Origin of the sequence: Mucilaginibacter sp., assembly GCF_041663085.1 — a bacterium.
In the GTDB taxonomy this organism is placed as follows: domain Bacteria; phylum Bacteroidota; class Bacteroidia; order Sphingobacteriales; family Sphingobacteriaceae; genus Mucilaginibacter.
The window spans coordinates 16,693-34,750 of sequence record NZ_JBAZRC010000013.1 but is presented as its reverse complement, the minus strand read 5'-3'; the positions used below and the strand labels follow the sequence as shown (position 1 = coordinate 34,750).

15 protein-coding genes are annotated in these 18,058 nt (G+C 44.5%); 8 read left to right on the top strand and 7 right to left on the bottom strand.

What is annotated here, in order from left to right; translation table 11 throughout:
• Positions 1-17: 17 nt before the first annotated feature.
• From pafA to WC615_RS05145, 4 genes are all read right to left on the bottom strand, one after another.
• Complete coding sequence (pafA, locus tag WC615_RS05160; protein WP_372977066.1) at positions 18-1,673, bottom strand: alkaline phosphatase PafA; 1,656 nt, start codon at positions 1,671-1,673, stop codon at positions 18-20.
• 88 nt (positions 1,674-1,761) lie between these two features.
• Entirely contained in the window at positions 1,762-2,856 is a 1,095-nt protein-coding gene (locus tag WC615_RS05155) for an acyl-CoA dehydrogenase (RefSeq protein WP_372977065.1), read from the bottom strand.
• Between the two features lies 1 nt (position 2,857).
• Entirely contained in the window at positions 2,858-3,472 is a 615-nt protein-coding gene (gene pnuC, locus WC615_RS05150; protein WP_372977064.1) for a nicotinamide riboside transporter PnuC, read from the bottom strand.
• A gap of 3 nt (positions 3,473-3,475) precedes the next feature.
• A complete protein-coding gene (locus WC615_RS05145; protein ID WP_372977063.1) occupies positions 3,476-5,941 on the bottom strand; it encodes a TonB-dependent receptor in 2,466 nt (821 codons plus the stop codon).
• A 402-nt stretch (positions 5,942-6,343) separates the two neighbouring features.
• Between WC615_RS05145 and aspS the strand changes: the two genes are divergently transcribed.
• The 7 genes from aspS (at position 6,344) to WC615_RS05110 (ending at position 12,339) form a co-directional block, all read left to right on the top strand.
• Positions 6,344-8,098: an aspartate--tRNA ligase gene (gene aspS / locus WC615_RS05140; RefSeq protein WP_372977062.1), complete on the top strand. Its 1,755-nt coding sequence runs from the start codon at positions 6,344-6,346 to the stop codon at positions 8,096-8,098.
• A 19-nt stretch (positions 8,099-8,117) separates the two neighbouring features.
• Complete coding sequence (locus tag WC615_RS05135; RefSeq protein WP_372977061.1) at positions 8,118-8,585, top strand: FKBP-type peptidyl-prolyl cis-trans isomerase; 468 nt, start codon at positions 8,118-8,120, stop codon at positions 8,583-8,585.
• Positions 8,586-8,615: 30 nt separating this feature from the next.
• On the top strand, positions 8,616-9,122 hold the full coding sequence (locus tag WC615_RS05130) for an FKBP-type peptidyl-prolyl cis-trans isomerase (protein WP_372977060.1): 507 nt from the start codon (positions 8,616-8,618) through the stop codon (positions 9,120-9,122).
• Positions 9,123-9,193: 71 nt separating this feature from the next.
• The gene (locus tag WC615_RS05125; RefSeq protein WP_372977059.1) at positions 9,194-10,282 is read left to right on the top strand and encodes an amidohydrolase; all 1,089 of its coding nucleotides are present in this window, start codon (positions 9,194-9,196) and stop codon (positions 10,280-10,282) included.
• 81 nt (positions 10,283-10,363) lie between these two features.
• A complete protein-coding gene (locus WC615_RS05120) occupies positions 10,364-10,504 on the top strand; it encodes a hypothetical protein (protein ID WP_372977058.1) in 141 nt (46 codons plus the stop codon).
• 28 nt (positions 10,505-10,532) lie between these two features.
• The gene (locus WC615_RS05115; RefSeq protein ID WP_372977057.1) at positions 10,533-11,396 is read left to right on the top strand and encodes a hypothetical protein; all 864 of its coding nucleotides are present in this window, start codon (positions 10,533-10,535) and stop codon (positions 11,394-11,396) included.
• A 496-nt stretch (positions 11,397-11,892) separates the two neighbouring features.
• Complete coding sequence (locus WC615_RS05110) at positions 11,893-12,339, top strand: DUF1572 family protein (RefSeq protein WP_372977056.1); 447 nt, start codon at positions 11,893-11,895, stop codon at positions 12,337-12,339.
• Between the two features lie 183 nt (positions 12,340-12,522).
• Here the strand turns inward: WC615_RS05110 and WC615_RS05105 are convergent, their stop codons facing one another.
• From WC615_RS05105 to WC615_RS05095, 3 genes are all read right to left on the bottom strand, one after another.
• Positions 12,523-13,488, bottom strand: coding sequence for an IS3 family transposase (locus WC615_RS05105; protein WP_372977055.1), 966 nt, complete (start codon positions 13,486-13,488; stop codon positions 12,523-12,525).
• Entirely contained in the window at positions 13,485-13,808 is a 324-nt protein-coding gene (locus tag WC615_RS05100; RefSeq protein ID WP_372977054.1) for a hypothetical protein, read from the bottom strand. Before WC615_RS05100 ends, WC615_RS05105 begins: the two co-directional genes overlap by 4 nt.
• Positions 13,809-14,191: 383 nt before the next feature.
• Positions 14,192-15,724, bottom strand: coding sequence for a serine hydrolase (locus tag WC615_RS05095; RefSeq protein WP_372977053.1), 1,533 nt, complete (start codon positions 15,722-15,724; stop codon positions 14,192-14,194).
• Between the two features lie 97 nt (positions 15,725-15,821).
• Here WC615_RS05095 and WC615_RS05090 point away from each other — a divergent pair, with 97 nt between their 5' ends.
• The gene (locus WC615_RS05090) at positions 15,822-18,047 is read left to right on the top strand and encodes a S9 family peptidase (RefSeq protein WP_372977052.1); all 2,226 of its coding nucleotides are present in this window, start codon (positions 15,822-15,824) and stop codon (positions 18,045-18,047) included.
• Positions 18,048-18,058 lie beyond the last annotated feature (11 nt).

Here is an 18,058-nt window from a genome sequence, read left to right as displayed (position 1 = left end):
ACTCTAACCACTAATCTCTATTTTAACACCTCGCCAATAGCTGTACCTATGTTTCCGTTAGGTGCCTGGATGTGCAATAGTTCGGCAACGGTTGGGGCAATGTCTGTCATGTGGGTTTCGCGGGTCAGGCTGCCATGTTTAATACCCCAGCCCATAAATACCAATGGGATGTGCGCATCATAAGGGTTCCAGCTGCCATGAGTAGTGCCTGTTTGGCCGCCGCTAAACCATCCCGGTTTCAGGACGATCTGGATAGCGCCACTGCGTTCGGCATTATAGCCGTTTTGGATACGTGTACGAAGCTCATCAGGTATAGTAGCCAACTGTACGCGCTGCATATCAACCGCATAAGCAATTTGTGGTTCCTGCTGTAAAAACTGGATGCAATCAAATTTTAAGGCGTCGGTATTCAGGTTCTCTTTTTTAATAACGGCATTGTTAAAGTTTACCTGGTAGTTTTCAAGGCTTAACACCACGCCTTTTACTTTATACTTGTCCTCAAGCATTTTATTTAAGCGGGTTTGTGTATCACCGCTTTTCCAAACACCTGCCGGGATATTATGATCTATTAAAAAATTAGGGTTATGCGCGGCACCATGGTCGGCACTCAGGAAAACGGTATAGTTTCCTTTACCCAATTTGCCATCTAAATAAGTAAAGAAAGCAGCAAGGTCTTTATCTAAACGCAGATAGGTGTCTTCCGCCTCAACAGAGTTCGGCCCAAACTGATCGCCAACATAATCTGTTGAGGAAAGGCTTACCGCAAGGAAATCGGTAACTGTGCCTGCACCCAGTTTTTCATTTTCGATAGCTGCCTTAGCAAGGTCAAGCGTCATGCTGTTACCAAAAGGCGTAGAGCGTATCATGCCGGCTTTGCCTTTATATAGTTCAGATGTTTTTATCGGGAAGGTTGGCGCGTCGGCCCCGGCAAACTTACCTTCATATTTTGGGCTGTTATCCGGTGCGCTTTGCACATAAGTATTGATCGGGTAAAGAGTGTTCCAGTCCTGCTTCAGGTATCTTTCGGCAGGTTTGCCGGCATTAAAAGTTTTTACCCATGTTGGCAGTTCGGTCATATAATAGGTACTGCTTATCCAGGCACCGGTTGCATCGTCAAACCAGTAAGCGGCGTTGGCTGAGTGCCCGCCCGGTAATATGCCACCACGGTCTTTTAACGCTATGCCGATCACCTTGGAGCGGAAGTTTGTGGCTAGTCTTAGCTCATCCGTCACGGTACTTACCAGCAGGTTGCGTGGCGACATTTTACCTGCTTTCGAATCGCTGCCTACAGCAGTAACCGTGCTGTCGTCTGTGCAGTACATTGATTTGCCTGTTGCTTGTATGATAAAATCATTGCCGGCAATACCGTGTATAGCAGGTACCGAACCGGTATAAATAGACGAGTGCCCTATGGCCGTAACCGTAGGTATATATGGTATCTGGGTATTCTCGCAGGTAAAACCTTCGTTTAGCATGCGTTTAAAACCACCGGCCTGGTAACGGTCGTAATAACGGTACAGGTAATCCCAGCGCATTTGGTCCACCACTAAACCCACTACCAGTTTTGGGCGGGGTAAAGTTGTTGAAGCAACGGTTGCGGTTTTTTTTGTTTGTGCCGATAAGCTAAATACGGCGGTTGCAAAGGTTAGCGTGAGCAGAACTTTTATCTTCATAGCATATGATGTTAAAGGGCAAATATCAGGATTGCAATATATAAACAATGTGATATTTGTGTTACTTTTTATTAAAAGCGAGGCAAAACTAATTTAAAAAAGTAAGCAAAGCATGCTGGCTTGCCGTGTGCAGATCGCGCCAAACCCGGTTGATCTCGGTATCGGGCGATGCCGCTAACAAACCGCAATAAGGGTACAGTTCATCCACGCATTCGCGCGATATTTTGGCCAAAACGCGGCTGGTAGTGCTTACCGTTTTTAACAATTCTTCATCAGTTGGGTTAGCCCATGAAGCTTCAACAGCAGTGAAAAATGCCGCGCGTGCCTGGTTCAATAGCGCTGTAGCCGATCGCAAAGCCTCGTCCATTACCAAAACATTTGCCTGGTTAACGCGGCGGATGTTGGTTGCCTTATTTGCAAAGGCTGGCACGCACAGGTCAATAAAGTGCACGGCCGTGCCCGATATATTTGCGGCCAGGGTAGCCTCGGCCAGTTGCAAAAATGGGTAGGTGTACAAAAGCGAATCGATCATCGCAGCACCCGGGTCAATTTTAAAGCAACGGTTTTTATCTACGTATAAATTTGTAACCGAATAGGCATCGCTGCCGGTGGCTATCATACCTATATATTTCCAGCCGGATAATAGCTGTACATCTTTGCGGTCTAATACAAACGGCAGTATCAGTGGCGTGCCGTCTTCATTTAAAACAGGGTTTTCACCATCCATTATATTACAGCTAACCGTAATGTATGTGGCATGGTGCACGCCGCTGGCGTATTTCCAGTCGCCTGTTATGATGTAGCCATTCCCGGTAATTGTGGCTGTGCCCGTAGGCGCGCCGCTGCCGGCTAAACACACTTCTTTGTCACTATAAATTTGCTGCGCGATATTTGGGTTGATAAAGCCGCCAAACCAGCCGGCGCCGCAGCATAAAGTAACTACCCAGCCCAGGCTGCCATCGGCCCAGCTTAGTGCTTCTTCTAATTTTATCAGATCGGGCAGTGAGGTTTGTAAGCCACCATAAGCAGCAGGAGATAACAAATTAAACCATTGCTGCTCATAAACCAATTGTAACTGGGCCGGGTGCAGTTTGCCTAAACCCTCAGCTTCGGCGGCATTATCACGAATGATAGCCACCCATTGGGGCTTTAGCAGGGTTGACGGATGTTTAATGTTTTCCATATTAATTTGCTGATGATTTTTCCTGCCGAGCTATCTTCCGCCAATCGAAATAACCAAACACGGCAACAATAAATAATATGAGCGTGAGCAGCGCAAACATCGCCAGGTTTTTGTGGTACAGCAGGGGGATGGCAAACAGGTTGCTTACGTTTAGCAATACCCAGTTTTCTACCTTGCGCCGGGCCAGCAGCCACATACCCGCCCACGCGGTTGATGATACCCACGAATCCCAGATTGGAACCGTTGAGGGTGTGAATTTAACAAGGATCACATACAATACCCCCCATCCACCAAAAACAATTAATAGGGTTATTAGCCATTCCTGCCGGTTGGCAAAGCTTACTTTTACGGCAGGCAGGTGGCGTTTTTTTATCCAGTGGTACCAACCGTAAACGCTCATTACTACATAATAAAGGCTCAGCAGGCATTCGGCGTATAGCATGGCATTTAGGAGCAGGTAAATAGAAATTAAAGTGGCGGCTATACCTGTTGGGTATAGCCACACTTTGTTTGCGCGGGCAAGGAGCACCTCGGCCACGCCTAATATTACTGCCGCCCACTCCAGCCAGCTGGTTGCTTTTACCTGTTCGGTGAACAGCTCTATCCAGTGTTGCATCACCTAAAAGCTAAAGGTTACCGATGCCAGGAAGTTGCGTGTTGCCTGCGGGAAATAGTAATTATAGTTAACCATTGTGCCGCCATCTACCTCGCGATAGGTAGCGCCGTTGGCTTCGTATTTTTTACTGAATATGTTATTGACCAGCAAGCCTAAATTTATATTTTTAATAGCGCTGGTTTGGATATTGTAGCTCAGCCTTACATCATTTACAAAATAAGCTTTTAACAGCCTGTTTACAGCGTATGGGTTGTTAGCCACATCGGGCGAAGTACTAATACCCGCAGGGTTAACATTGGAGGAATTATCCAAATATTGCTTGCTCACATATTTGCTTATAAAGGCAATGCTGCCGTTTTTTACAGGCGAGTAAGCTATCTCGCTCCCTGCAACAAACGAAGGTGAAAAAGCGATGTCGGTCTTTTTAAAAGATTGCAGCACCGGCGGCAATGGGTTGTAGTCGGCGTCGTAGTTTTTTAACGCGATGTTCAGGTCTTTAATTTTATTGGTGCTGATGGTTGCATTGGCAGCCCAGCTTAGCTGGTTGGTTATTTTAACACGGCCGTCAATCTCAATACCTGCGCGGTAGCTGTTATCAACATTCATGCGTGTTGCCCCGCCTACATCATTTAAGGCACCGGTTAATATCAGCTGGTTTTTGTACAGCATATAAAACAGGTTGATGCCCCCTTTAAATACATCGCCGCTGGTGCGGTAACCAGCTTCAAAATCTTTCAGGTTTTCTGGCTTAGGCCTGCTTAAAGGGGTAGAGTTGGTGTAATCGTCGCGGTTTGGCTCGTGGTTGCCTACCGCAAATGATGCATAGATGTTATTGTGCTCATCCAGTTCATACGTTATACCTGCTTTGGGGTTAAAAAAGTTAAGCGTGGCATTTTGCTGTACGTTGTTCAAATTCCTGTCGTACCCTAAGAACGAGTAAAAAATGCGGCGGTATTGCATATCCGCAAAGAGGGTGGCATTGCCTATTTTGTATTCGCCGCGGCCAAAAATGTTAAAATCATTCTTTTTGGCATCATCGCGGTAGTACTCGTAATTTGGCGGGATACCGGCACTCTCTTTAGTATAAAGGATGTTGCCGTAATGCGCACCTGTATAGCGGTTATAGGCACCGCCTAAAGTAAAGTTAAGGTTGCTTTGCGCCTGGTATTTTAAGGCATAGGTTACACCGTAAAAGTCGTTATTCAGCCATAGGCGGCGGGTAAGGTCTGATGTATATATGGTTGTTGCGCCATAGGTTACCGGCTTTAAACCATAGTTTTTTAAAGAATCGGCTTTCTTAAATTCCTCATAATAACCAAAGCCTTTTGTGTAATGCAGGGCACCGCTGAAGGATAACTTATCAGACAGTTTATGATCATAAAGTAACTGGTAATGGTTTTGCTGGTAGTTATCTACCTGGTCTTTATAATAAGTGCCATCAGGCATCAGGCCAAGCTCGTTATAGGTTCGGTTATCCTTACGGGTATTATCGCCAATAACGTAATCGGGCACACCGTTCCAGGCCTGGCCGGTACGCTCTATGCCCGAGAATACATTAAGCCTTAATGTATTGTTTTTGCCGTAGTAAGCGCCGCTTAAAAAAAACGACCGCAGGCTTGATGTGGCGCGGTCTATATACCCGTCAGATTTTATCCTTGACAAACGGCCATCAACACTAAAATGCCCGCCCAGTAAACCTGTACCCAGGCTAACCGTATTTTTCATGGTGTTGTATGAACCCACTGTTGTGCCAATTTCGGCGTAGCCGGTATCGCGGCGGGTAGCGGTTTGTATGTTGATACTGCCACCAAAAGCGCCCGCGCCATTGGTTGATGTACCCACCCCGCGCTGTACCTGTATGTTGTTTACAGACGAAGCCAGATCGGGCAGGTTGATGAAAAACGAGCCTTGGCTTTCGGCATCATTTAAAGGGATACCGTTAATGGTAACGTTTACACGTGTGCCATCGCTGCCGCGGATACGGATGCCTGTATAGCCAACACCTGCACCGGCATCAGAACTTACCACTACCGATGGGGTTTGGTTTAACAAATAAGGCATATCCTGCCCGAAGTTGTTTTTCTGCAGGTCTTTTTTGCTGAGGTTGGTAAACGCCGTTGGCGAGTTTTTACCCGCGCGGGTGGCCGTTACGGTAACTTCCTCGGCGCTGAATGTAGCGTTGGTAAGCGAAAAGTTTAGGGTTTGGTTGCCGCTTAAAGTAAGCGTTTGGGTTGTGATTTGATAGCCAATATAACTGGCTTTAAGGGTGTAAACACCAGCCGGTATATCACCGATGTGATAATTACCTTTTACATCGGCCTGTGTGTTTATGGCCGGGTTGCTAATGGTTACGGTTGCGCCGGGCAAAGCTTCGCCGGCTTGATTGGTGATTTTTCCGCTGATGGAAAATTGGGCCGATGCCAGGACAGGCAGCAGCAGGGCGATAAGCGCCGCAAATAAGTTTTTCAATTTGTTTGAACAATAAAATTAGTTAAACCATCTGCTCACCAGGGTATAATGGCAGTACACTTAACTTGTTACCTCTCCCTACGCCGGCATTACCCGGATCAGGTGCATGTTTTTATTTTAAAGTTGGAAGCCCGTCAGAAAATCTAAAGCGTGCACACTCTCGACTTATTAACTTGACTTTTAACTTTTCAAAAAACAATGGGTTTGATCTCAGCCTGTCTTTCAGTTTTGATTGCTCAAAGCAAGGCACCCCTTGAGAATTATGGGGCAAATATAGACGTTATTTCGGATTTCGAATGTTCAATTTCGGATTTATGCAGTTCTAAGACCAAACCTTTTGCCTTTCCGCTTTCGCCTTTCGCCTCAAAAACGTAGTTTTGCAGACTTTAAATAAAAGGAATTATGCTTAGAACACATACCTGCGGAGAATTAAATATCAGCAATTTAGGTGAAACGGTAACCCTTTGCGGATGGGTGCAAAAATCGCGCGATTTAGGGGGCACCACATTTATTGATGTGCGCGACCGTTATGGTTTAACCCAACTGGTTTTAAATACTGATACCGATGCCGGCCTGCGCGAAGCTGGCAAGCAACTGGGCCGCGAGTTTGTTATTAAAGTAACAGGCACCGTGGTAGAGCGTTCTAACAAAAATACTAAGATCCCAACCGGTGAGATTGAAATAACCGTTACCGAACTGGAGATACTGAACGCTGCCAAGATCCCTCCGTTTTTAATTGAGGATGAAACTGATGGCGGCGAAGAACTGCGTGCCAAATACCGTTATTTGGATCTGCGCCGTAACCCTATCCGTAACAATCTGGTTTTACGCCACAAAATGGCACAGGAGATCCGTAAGTATTTAGACGGGCTTGACTTTATTGAGGTAGAAACCCCGGTGTTAATTAAATCGACCCCGGAAGGCGCACGCGATTTTGTGGTACCAAGCCGCATGAACCCGGGCGAATTTTACGCCCTGCCGCAATCGCCGCAAACATTTAAACAGTTATTGATGGTAAGCGGTTTCGACCGTTACTTCCAGATAGTGAAATGTTTTAGGGACGAGGACCTGCGCGCCGACAGGCAGCCGGAGTTTACGCAGATTGACTGCGAAATGTCGTTCATTACACAGGAAGATATCCTGAATATTTTTGAAGGGTTAACGCGCCACCTGTTCAGCACCGTAAAAGGGCTGGATCTTGGCGATTTCCCGCGGATGCAATACGCTGATGCCATGCGTTTATATGGTTCTGACAAACCCGATACCCGTTTTGGGATGCAGTTTGTTGAACTGAACGATGTGGTTAAAGGCAAAGGCTTCAGCATTTTTGATAATGCCGAACTGGTTGTGGGTATCAACGCCAAAGGTTGTGCAAACTACACCCGCAAGCAAATTGATGAACTAACCGAGTGGATAAAACGCCCGCAAATTGGCGCTACAGGTTTAATTTATTGCCGTTACAATGAGGATGGCACATTAAAATCATCTGTAGATAAATTTTACAGCGAGGATGAACTGACCAACTGGGCAGCTGCATTTGAAGCTGAACAAGGCGACCTGATACTGATATTAGCCGGCGAAACCGATAAGGTACGCAAGCAACTAAATGAACTGCGCCTTGAAGTAGGCAGCCGCCTGGGCCTGCGCGATAAAAATAAATTTGCGCCGCTTTGGGTGCTTGATTTCCCGCTGCTGGAGTGGGACGAAGAAACAGAACGCTACCATGCTATGCACCACCCGTTCACTTCGCCAAAGCCCGAGGATATTGCCCTGCTGGATACCGATCCTAAAAACGTACGTGCAAACGCATACGATCTTGTTATAAACGGTACCGAAATTGGCGGTGGCTCTATCCGGATCCACGACAGGGAACTGCAGGCATTGATGTTTAAGCACCTGGGCTTTTCAAAAGAAGAAGCGCAAAAACAATTTGGCTTTTTAATGGATGCCTTTGAGTATGGTGCCCCTCCGCATGGTGGTATCGCTTTCGGGTTTGACAGGCTTACGTCTATCTTCGCCGGGTTGGATTCTATCCGCGATGTTATCGCCTTCCCTAAAAACAATTCGGGCCGCGATGTGATGATAGATTCGCCATCAACCATAGCTGATGCGCAACTTAATGAACTAAAAATTAAAACAACTGTATCGCCTGCGTAATTTTTAACGTAATCATAAAATGAAAAAACATATTCTAATACTAACTTTACTTATATCGGTTTTTGCATCGTGCAAAAAAGATGATAATTTTAACGCCGACACACAGGCGGCGAAAGACGAAACTGATATACAAGCTTATTTAAAAGCCAACCCAAGCATCAATGCAACTAAAGATGCTAATGGCATTTATTACCAGGTTATTACAGCAGGTACAGGTACTAACCCAACAAGCGCCAACACCGTTACCGTAAACTATACCGGTAAACTATTAAACGGTAGCCAGTTTGATGCAGGTACAGGGTTTTCGGCCAACCTGGCAGGCGGGGTTATAAAAGGGTGGACATTGGGTATACCACATGGTAAAGTTGGCGGCCGTTTGCTATTAATTATACCATCTGTTTTAGCTTATGGCAATACTTCGCCGGGTGCAGCCATTCCTAAAAACTCGGTGTTGGTTTTTACTATCGATATTTTAGGCATTAAATAATTCACTTAAAATTCATACGTTTATAATATTATGAAAAAATACTTATTTATACTAAGTGTGCTGGTTATAGGACTGGCCTCATGCTCAAAGGATAAAACAACACCACAACCGGTGGTTGACCCTGCTGTACAGGCAAAAGTTGATGACGATGCAATTGTTGCATATCTTGATGCACACCCCAATATTATGGCAGTTAAGGATGCTTCAAATAATGGGTTGTATTACCAGATAATAGACGCAGGTTCGGGCGCAGCAATAACAGCAAGCTCTAAACTTGTAGTAAGTTACTTAGGTACCGATCTTAAAGACGTTCAGTTTGATAAGAATGACAACTTTGCTTTTTCACTTTCACAAAACATCATCGCGGGATGGCAGTTAGGTGTACCCAAAATTAAAAATGGGGGGAAAATATTGTTGTTCATACCGTCAGCGTTAGGTTATGGCCCATATGCTAATGGCGCGCTTCCGGCTAATTCTGTTTTGGTATTTACAATTACTATTAAATCAGTAGACGGCGTCGCTCCTGTTATTGATTAATCATAAATACGATAGTATCATTTTTTATATTTCGGGGTTAAAAGTCTATCTTACTGCACTAAACCGTAGTAATGAAAAAGCTTTTAACCCTTCTTTTTTGCCTTTCTGTTTTACAAGGAATGGCTCAGAACACCCCATCAAAAAACGAAGTAAGCGCTAAGGCCGATGCTTTGCAAAGCAAAATAGTGGCCTGGCGCCGCGATTTTCATGAACATCCTGAACTGGGTAACCGTGAGGTGCGTACATCAGGCATTATTGCCAAACATCTGCAATCATTAGGGATAGAGGTACAAACCGGCATTGCCACTACAGGTGTTGTGGGGATATTAAAAAGTGGCCAGCCCGGCCCGGTTGTGGCCCTGCGTGCCGATATGGACGCGCTGCCTGTTACCGAGCGGGTAGACCTGCCCTTCGCATCAAAAGTAAAGGCACAATACAACGGGCAGAAAGTTGGCGTAATGCACGCCTGCGGCCATGATTCGCACATGGCTATCCTGATGGGTGTGGCCGAGGTGCTATCGTCCATGAAAAAAGACCTGCACGGTACTGTAAAGTTTATTTTTCAACCTGCTGAAGAGGGGGCGCCCGTAGGCGAGAAAGGCGGCGCCGAAGAAATGGTAAAACAAGGTGTAATGGAAAACCCAAAAGTTGATGTGATCTTTGGTTTACACATCAATTCGCAAACGGAGGTTGGCAAAATAGTTTACCGCCCGGGCGGTACCATGGCAGGCGTAAAAGACCTGCAAATAACGGTAAAAGGCCGTTCGGCACACGGCGCTTACCCCTGGAGCAGTATAGACCCCATCGTGGTTTCGGCACAGATCATCAGCAGTTTGCAAAGCATAGTTAGCCGTAATATAAACGTTACCGAAAACCCTGCGGTGGTAACTATCGGCTTAATAAATGGCGGCTCGCGCTTTAATATTATCCCCGAGAGTGTTAAAATGCAGGGCACGGTAAGGTACTTTACTGATGCTGACGAGAAAACGATCACTGAGAACGTAAAACGCATTGCTACCAAAACAGCCGAAGCCTATGGCGCCACAGCCGAGGTGCAGATACCCTACAGCAATAAATACCCCGTTACCTTTAATGATATAGCCCTTACCGCCAAAATGCTGCCTACCTTAGAAGGTACTGCCGGTAAGGAAAACGTATGACTGCGCCCGCCGGTAACCGGTGCCGAAGATTTTAGCTTTTACCAGGAAAAAGTACCGGGCATATTCTTCTTTTTGGGTGGGATGCCAAAAAGCGGCAACAGCATAACAGCCCCATCGCACCACACCCCCGATTTCTTTATTGACGAGAGCGGGTTTACCCTTGGCGTAAAAGCCCTGTGTAACTTAACATTGGATTATATGAACGGAGCTAAAACAAAATAAATTATCCTAAATCTGCCATAAAATACTTATGAAAAAGTACATCATTATTACGTTTATGCTTTTTTCTACAATCATAACCTCGCTAGCCCAGGAAAAGGAACCTGTGCGAGCCGAAGTGGACCATCTTACCGATAGTGTTGTAACAGAAGGGAAAGCTCTGTATCGTTCGGAATGGGCATCCTGGCATGGGACAGATGTTTTTTTAGCGAAATGCAAAGAAAAGCAAAATCAAATTGGCGGCTACGTATCATACGAAACCCCAACCAACCTTGTTAATACATTTTATAGTAAAGGCGAGAAGCCGGTAACTATCGGTGTGATCACTTTCGGCAAAGATTTCAATGTGCAAAATTACCAGTTGGACACTGTTACGAGACAATTGAATACTATTGAGAAAGACCTTTTTACCTTACGTGCTGCTGCATTTAAAATCCTGCGTACCGATACAACATTTAAGCAGTATAGCGGCACAACCTTTAACGTAATACCTTTTATTAACAAGGGAATAAAGCGTGTTTATATTCTTTCGGCGCCCACCTCGTCGGGTATTATTTTATTTGGAAACGATTACCTGTTAGATGTAAATTACAAAAACGAGGTGGCGTCCATAAAAAGGATACACAATAGTCTTATATCAACCGATACAAAAAAGAATGACGTAAAAGCTATTTTTCACACGCATATTCCTGGTAAGGATGAAATAATGAGTGCAACTGATATTTGCACAATGATGCTATACGAAAAGGAAAATAACGTGAAGCAATCTTATGTGATGTCCCGCAAATATGTTTCAATATGGAACGCAAAAGATGACCAGTTGGTAGTGCTAACCAAACAAGCATGGGATAGAATCAATAATGATCAAAAGGCGCGGCACCCCGATAAACAATAAGCGATGCCAAACCTCCTGTTCATTTGCAGTAAAAATCAATGGCGCAGCCCCACCGCCGAGCTTTTAGTTTGTAGGCCACCACCTGCACACTACCCGCAGTGCAGGCACACGCAACAAAGCGCGCATTAAACTCAACCAAAAATTAATTGATTGGGCTGATGTAGTTTTCGTGATGGAGTATAAGCACCGCGATATAGTAAAAAAGCAGTTTGCTTTACAGCGAAAACCCCTAATTGTACTTAGTATTAAAGACAACTACCAATTTAACGACCCGAAACTTGTTGAGATATTGAAAACAGCGCTGGCAGATTGGTTGTAGAATAATCTAAATTGTTAATTTCGAACGAGGTACGAGACGAACCAACCAAAGGGAGCTCATCGTAGATAAATCTTGTTCGATATGCAAAGTTCGCCGCCTATTAATTGAACAGGATTTCTCTCTGTCGTTCGAAATGACAAATTTATTAGTGAAATTGCCACAGGAATACTAATATATATGATAAAAGATACGTTGAAAAAACTGATCATCCGCGACCTTGAAAAGTTAAAGCAGGAGATAGAAGCTTACCAAAACGAAGAAAAGCTTTGGTATGTAGAAAAAAGTATATTGAATTCTGCTGGTAACCTTTGTTTACATTTGGTTGGTAACCTGAATACCTACATCGGTGCGGAATTTGGCAAAACCGGATATGTAAGAAACCGCGAAGATGAATTTGCGCTGAAAAATATACCACGCGCAGAACTGGTGGATAAAGTAGAAAAAACGATCATCATGATCGATAAAACCTTCGATATGATCCCGGAAGATCGGTTGAACGAAATATACCCGGTTGAGCGATTTTTAAAAGATGAATCTCTCGAATACTTTTTTGTTCACCTGGCCATGCACTTAGGCTACCATTTGGGGCAGATAAACTATCATCGCAGGTTACTGGATAATTAATATTGCTATAGTATGCCGGGCAGATAACTTCTGTTTTCAGTTGATGAGGTTTGTTCCATTTTTGTTCCGTTACGGAACAAATTGACCCGTCCTGAAAAAGGTTGACAGTGATTATAAAGATAAAAACATTTATTGTTTGTTTGCCGAGTTAGGATGTGGGTAACGCGGAGCGTTATCCACATCCTAACTCGTTTTCTTTTTTTTGCTACTTTTTTTTCTTTTAAAAAGAGGCTCTTTTTTGTGGATAATGACGTCAGGCTTGTTTTGCTTTATTGTTCTGTAATAATTTTTCCAGCAGCGCTTTACTTTAATATCCCGGCCATGAACAAGTGCCGGTGTCAGCATCGATATGCTGCTGTGCGGCCTCAGGTAGTTATAAATGTTCACGGCCTGTGTCACCGCTGTTATAGCGGCCCCGAGGTCTGCAAATACAGGCTGTAGCAATTCCATTTTCAGGATCCCGTTCACCGGCTCTGCAATAGCGTTATCCCTGGGGTCTCCGCTTTGGGTCATGCTGATGCTGATCCCGCAGCCTTTAAGCTCGTTTACATACCGGTCACAGCAATACTGGCAGCCCCTGTCTGAATGATGGATCAGCCCCTGTAGGTTCCTGCGGCCCCCGATAGCCATTTGCAAGGCCAACACGGCACCATCGGCACTAAGACTATCGCTCACATGAAAACCAACGATCTTCCTGCTGAAGGCATCTGTTACCAGGCTCAAAAAGACATCCTTTTCTTTCAGCATCAGGTAAGTGATATCACTCACCCAAAGCTCATCCGAAGCTGTGGGAATAAGTTCCGTGACCAAATTAGGGTATTTCCTCATCCAGTGGCCGGAGTCAGTGGTACGCGGCTTTTTCCTGCCCCTTTTGTTTAACAGCTCATAATGGCCAAGCATCGTAAAAAAGGTATCCCTGCCCATACTTATACGATGACGCTTCATGAAAGGGCTTAACAGTAACAACAGTTTACGGCCTCCTATCCGTGGCTGAAGTTCACGAAGGTCGAGTACCAGCTGAATGATAAGCTCTTCTTTCAGCGGCTCTTTTTCAAGCGTTAATCTACGTTTATAATAAGCCTGACGGCTATAACCAGACAGTGAACAAAGCAGGGCTAAACTATAACCCCTGCTTTGTTCTACCTTCATGACTGACTGGGCCCAGCTTTTTTTCGGATATCTGTACCAAATTGCTCATCAGAGATATCTATCATCGCCTCCAGTAGCTCCACCTTAATACGCGATAACCGCAAAGCTTCCTGCAGTTCTTCCACAGTAGTAAGCTCCTGCTCGTTGAGAACTTGCTTAGAAAATGCCAGAGGTTGCTTTTTTCCGTACTTTTTTTGTGCCATAACCCATCTTGATATCGTAACATGGCCATATCCATATTTGATACCTAATTTACGCATACTTGTGTCCCCTGACATGTATTCTGAAATGATCGCTTGCTTCTCTTCACGTTTGCTCATAATGATTGACTTTTTTGTCAACCTATTTCAGGACAAGTCAAAATGGAACAAGTCGTAAATCATTAATCACCTGAAAATAAACAACTTGTATAATTATTGGGGGTTTTACTTTCGGCTAAATTATACATCCTAAAAGGTCGGACTGAGGCCGAAAAAGGGTCGAAAAAAGTCGCTGTTTGTTTATGCCGGATTCTTGTCTCCATTTCTAAAAAAGTGGAACATGTCCCGGTTTTTTTAAACTGTTGAATATGAGTATTTAATGTTAAAGTGATAAAGCATCAGTTGAGATGCCGGCAATTTTTTCAGTATTAACTATTTAATAATCAATATGTTCCACTTGTTCCGTTTGTCCCATTTCAAAAATGGGACAAGCGGTTCAGCTACTATTCTACCTTCCTGAAATCGTAAGGGTTGTACTCAACAAAATCGGCTACCTTAACCCGCAGATTGGTTACTTTGCCGTCTTTTACGGTAAAAGGGAAAATGGCTTTACCAAACACCGGGTCAGAAAAGGTTACATAAAAGCGGTTGCCGCCCAGTGGCTGTAGTTTGGCATACATTTTTGGATGGTGCTCAAAGCGTATCTCCAGGTCGTTGCCGGTTTCGCCCCGGGTTATTTCCAGGCTGCCGTAAAGGTCGTTCACGTATTTGCCGGTGTATTTATTGGCAGATAACTGGGGCTTAAGGTTAAGCAAAGTGCTGTCGCGCATTTTCTTATCAGTAGCCTGGAACTTGGCTGTGTTAGACTTGTTGTACTCTAAAAAAACATCGTTGTAATGATAATTTTTGTTTTTAAAATAGGCGTCAACAATATCCCATTTTAAAGCTTCGTACAGTTCATTCTGGTCGGTGTTGGTTAATATCACAATACCCAGGTTTTCTTTTGGCACCAGCGTTACCGACGATACATAGCCGTTAACGCCACCTGTATGCATTACCAAACGCCGCCCGCAATAATCTTGTATTGACCAGCCCAGGCCATATAGCTCAAATCCAATATCGCCGTTTAAATAATTGGCAGTAGATACATAATCCTGTGGTTGGCGGGTAGCTGCAATTGCCGCTGCCGGTATAACCTGTTTGCCGCCCACCTTGCCATTATCAAGTAGGGCCATTACCCATTTGCTCATGTCATTAACAGATGAGCTGATGCTGCCCGCAGGTGCCAATCCATCAATGTTACAATAAGGTATGGCAGTAAGGCGGCCGTCAACCAGGGTATGCGGCACGGTGCGGTTAAGCGCTTTTGGCATCTCGGCGGTTAAAGCCAGGGTGCTGTTCATGCCCAGTGGGGCAAAAATATTCTCTTTTAAGTAGGTTTCCCATTGTTTGCCGGTAACACGCGGAATGATCTCGCCGGCAGTTAAAAAAGCCGAATTGGTATAGCCCCATGTAGTGCGGAAAGGATAAGTGGCCTTCATTTTTCCCAATTTTTCAAGCACCTCGTGGCGGCTTAGGTTGGTGTTGTAAAAGGTAAAATCGCCCTGAAACGTGCGGAAGCCTAAACGGTGGCATAATAAATCTTTCACAATAGCCATATCGCCTGCGGCCTTGTTTTCCAGTTTAAATTCAGGGATGTATTTAGTTACCTTTTCATCAAGCGATAGTTTTTTCTCAGCCTGTAGCATGGCCAAAGCGGTTGCTGTAAATGCCTTGGTGTTGCTGCCTATCATAAACAACGTGTTTTGGTCAACCTTGCCCGGCAGGCCAAGTTCTTTAATGCCGTAACCCTTCATCAGTATAATTTTGCCATCTTTTACAATACAAACAGCCGCGCCGGGTATGCGCCAGTTGGTGAGTGCCTTGTTAATGTAAATATCAAGGCTATCTGCTATGAATTTACTCCTGTCAATATTTTGGGCATTAACAGTTATAAAGGCAATAAGGCATAAAAATAGTAAGTGTAATTTTTTCATGAGGGATAAATATCAAAGGCTTTAAAATGCTAATTTAACGCAAAATTTACAGCGGCGTTATTTTATTAAAAAATACCCATCATCAATTTTAACTCATATGAATATTAAAGTTTACCGCGCAGGGGTGTTATCCATTGCGTTTTTAACGCTATTGCTTTTGCAAAATAAGGCTATAGCCCAGATCCCATCTACCCATTGGGCAAAAGACGGGTACCAATATTACAAAGTACAAAGTGGCGAAATTGTTGTGCTTGATGCTCGCGATGCCGCTAAAAAAACTACCCTTTTAAGTAAAGAAGCACTTACCCCGCAAGGCCAAAAAACAATTGCAGTGCGTAACTTTTATTTGAGTGCCGACGGGCAGAAGGTTTTGTTATACACCAATTCAAAAAAAGTATGGCGCTACAACACCCGCGGCGATTACTGGGTGTATGATTTTGCTGCCAAAAAACTAACTAAACTGGGTGCCGATAAACCTGCATCATCATTAATGTTTGCCAAGTTTTCGCCTGATGGCAGCAAGGTTGGTTACGTAAGCGGGCACAATATTTATGTAGAATCCCTTGCCGATAACAGTATTAAGCAATTAACCAGCGACGGAACGGATAAACTGATCAACGGGACCTTCGATTGGGTGTATGAGGAAGAGTTTTTTTGCCGCGATGGTTTCCGCTGGAGCCCGGATAGCAAGCAGATAGCCTACTGGCAAATTGATGCCAGTAAAACAAAGAATTATTTAATGCTCAACACTACCGATTCTATTTACCCGTATGTAAAACCGGTAGAGTACCCGGTAGCCGGCGAAGCACCATCACCATTTAAAATTGGTGTAGTAGGTGTTGCGGGCGGCGCTACCAAATGGATGGATATCCCAACCGACCCGGTGCTGCAATCATACGTGCCGCGTATGGAGTGGGCGGCTAACAATACAGAGCTGATCATACAGCACCTGAACAGGGCACAAAACCAAAGTGATGTGATGATTTGTAACGTTAATACGGGTAAATCAAACACCATATATCAGGAAAAAGACGCGGCCTGGATAGATATATTACCAGAGTGGGAAGAACATTATTATTATGGCGGATGGGATTGGTTTAAAAAAGGCGCCGATTTTTTATGGGCCAGTGAAAAAGACGGATGGCGCCACCTTTATCGCATCAGCCGTGATGGTAAAAAGGAGAAACTAATTACCAAAGGCAATTATGATGTGATGCAGATAAATGCCGTTGATGAAACATCGGGTTATGTTTATTTTTCGGCTTCGCCTGATAATGCAACCCAAAAGTATTTGTACCGCACCAAACTCGATGGCAGTGGCAAGGCCGAGCGCCTTACCCCGATGACCGAACCGGGTACGCATGAATATGATGTGTCTCCAAATGGTAAAACGGCTACACATGCTTTTTCAAACTATTATACTGATGGTGTAAACGAAGTGGTTTCACTGCCCGAGCATAAAACCTTTGATGGGTCTGAAAAAGTTGCTAAAGCTGTTGCAGCGTCGGCAGCTAACAAATCAAAATCAAACGTGGAGTTTTTTAAAGTAAAAACTGAGGATGGTGTTGAAATGGACGGCTGGATGGTGAAGCCTAATAACTTTGACGCAGCCAAAAAATATCCGGTTGTTTTATATGTTTATGGCGAACCATGGGGCCAGAATGTAAAGGACGAGAACGGTAGCAGCTTTAACTTTATGTACACCGGCGATATGGCTGCCGATGGCTATATCTATATGTCGATTGATAATAGGGGTACACCTGTGCCAAAAGGCCGCGAGTGGCGTAAATCTATCTATAAAGGTATAGGCACAATAAATATCCGCGACCTGGCTATGGGCACAAAACAACTATTAAAAGAACGTGCTTATCTTGATACTTCGCGGGTGGCAGTATGGGGATGGAGTGGTGGCGGTTCATCAACCTTAAACCTGATGTTCCAGTACCCCGATATATTTAAAACAGGTATTGCTATAGCAGCCGTTGGTAACCAGTTAACTTATGATAATATTTACCAGGAGCGTTACACCGGTGTACCTGTTGATGCAGAAGGCAGGGCTGCTTACACAAAAGGATCGCCTGTTACCTATGCAAAAAACCTAAAGGGTAACCTATTATATATACATGGTACCGGCGATGATAACGTGCATTACCAAAATGCCGAGCTGTTGATAAATGAATTGGTGAAATACAACAAGCAGTTTCAGTTGATGCTGTACCCAAACCGCACCCACAGTATATCTGAAGGGCCGGGCACAAGTATGCATTTACGCACCTTGTATACAAATTATTTAAGGGAACACTGCGCGCCGGGAGCGAGATAGAAGGCCCTGGT

Excerpts from the sequence above, each read along its gene's own strand:
- WC615_RS05135 (WP_372977061.1), top strand. The coding sequence starts at position 8,118 with ATGAAAAAACATATTCTAATACTAACTTTACTTATATCGGTTTTTGCA.
- WC615_RS05155 (WP_372977065.1), bottom strand. The coding sequence starts at position 2,856 with ATGGAAAACATTAAACATCCGTCAACCCTGCTAAAGCCCCAATGGGTG.
- WC615_RS05110 (WP_372977056.1), top strand. The coding sequence starts at position 11,893 with ATGATAAAAGATACGTTGAAAAAACTGATCATCCGCGACCTTGAAAAG.
- WC615_RS05095 (WP_372977053.1), bottom strand. The coding sequence starts at position 15,724 with ATGAAAAAATTACACTTACTATTTTTATGCCTTATTGCCTTTATAACT.
- WC615_RS05090 (WP_372977052.1), top strand. The coding sequence starts at position 15,822 with ATGAATATTAAAGTTTACCGCGCAGGGGTGTTATCCATTGCGTTTTTA.
- pnuC (WP_372977064.1), bottom strand. The coding sequence starts at position 3,472 with ATGCAACACTGGATAGAGCTGTTCACCGAACAGGTAAAAGCAACCAGC.
- aspS (WP_372977062.1), top strand. The coding sequence starts at position 6,344 with ATGCTTAGAACACATACCTGCGGAGAATTAAATATCAGCAATTTAGGT.
- WC615_RS05125 (WP_372977059.1), top strand. The coding sequence starts at position 9,194 with ATGAAAAAGCTTTTAACCCTTCTTTTTTGCCTTTCTGTTTTACAAGGA.
- WC615_RS05105 (WP_372977055.1), bottom strand. The coding sequence starts at position 13,488 with ATGAAGGTAGAACAAAGCAGGGGTTATAGTTTAGCCCTGCTTTGTTCA.
- WC615_RS05130 (WP_372977060.1), top strand. The coding sequence starts at position 8,616 with ATGAAAAAATACTTATTTATACTAAGTGTGCTGGTTATAGGACTGGCC.
- WC615_RS05100 (WP_372977054.1), bottom strand. The coding sequence starts at position 13,808 with ATGAGCAAACGTGAAGAGAAGCAAGCGATCATTTCAGAATACATGTCA.
- WC615_RS05120 (WP_372977058.1), top strand. The coding sequence starts at position 10,364 with ATGCCAAAAAGCGGCAACAGCATAACAGCCCCATCGCACCACACCCCC.
- WC615_RS05115 (WP_372977057.1), top strand. The coding sequence starts at position 10,533 with ATGAAAAAGTACATCATTATTACGTTTATGCTTTTTTCTACAATCATA.
- pafA (WP_372977066.1), bottom strand. The coding sequence starts at position 1,673 with ATGAAGATAAAAGTTCTGCTCACGCTAACCTTTGCAACCGCCGTATTT.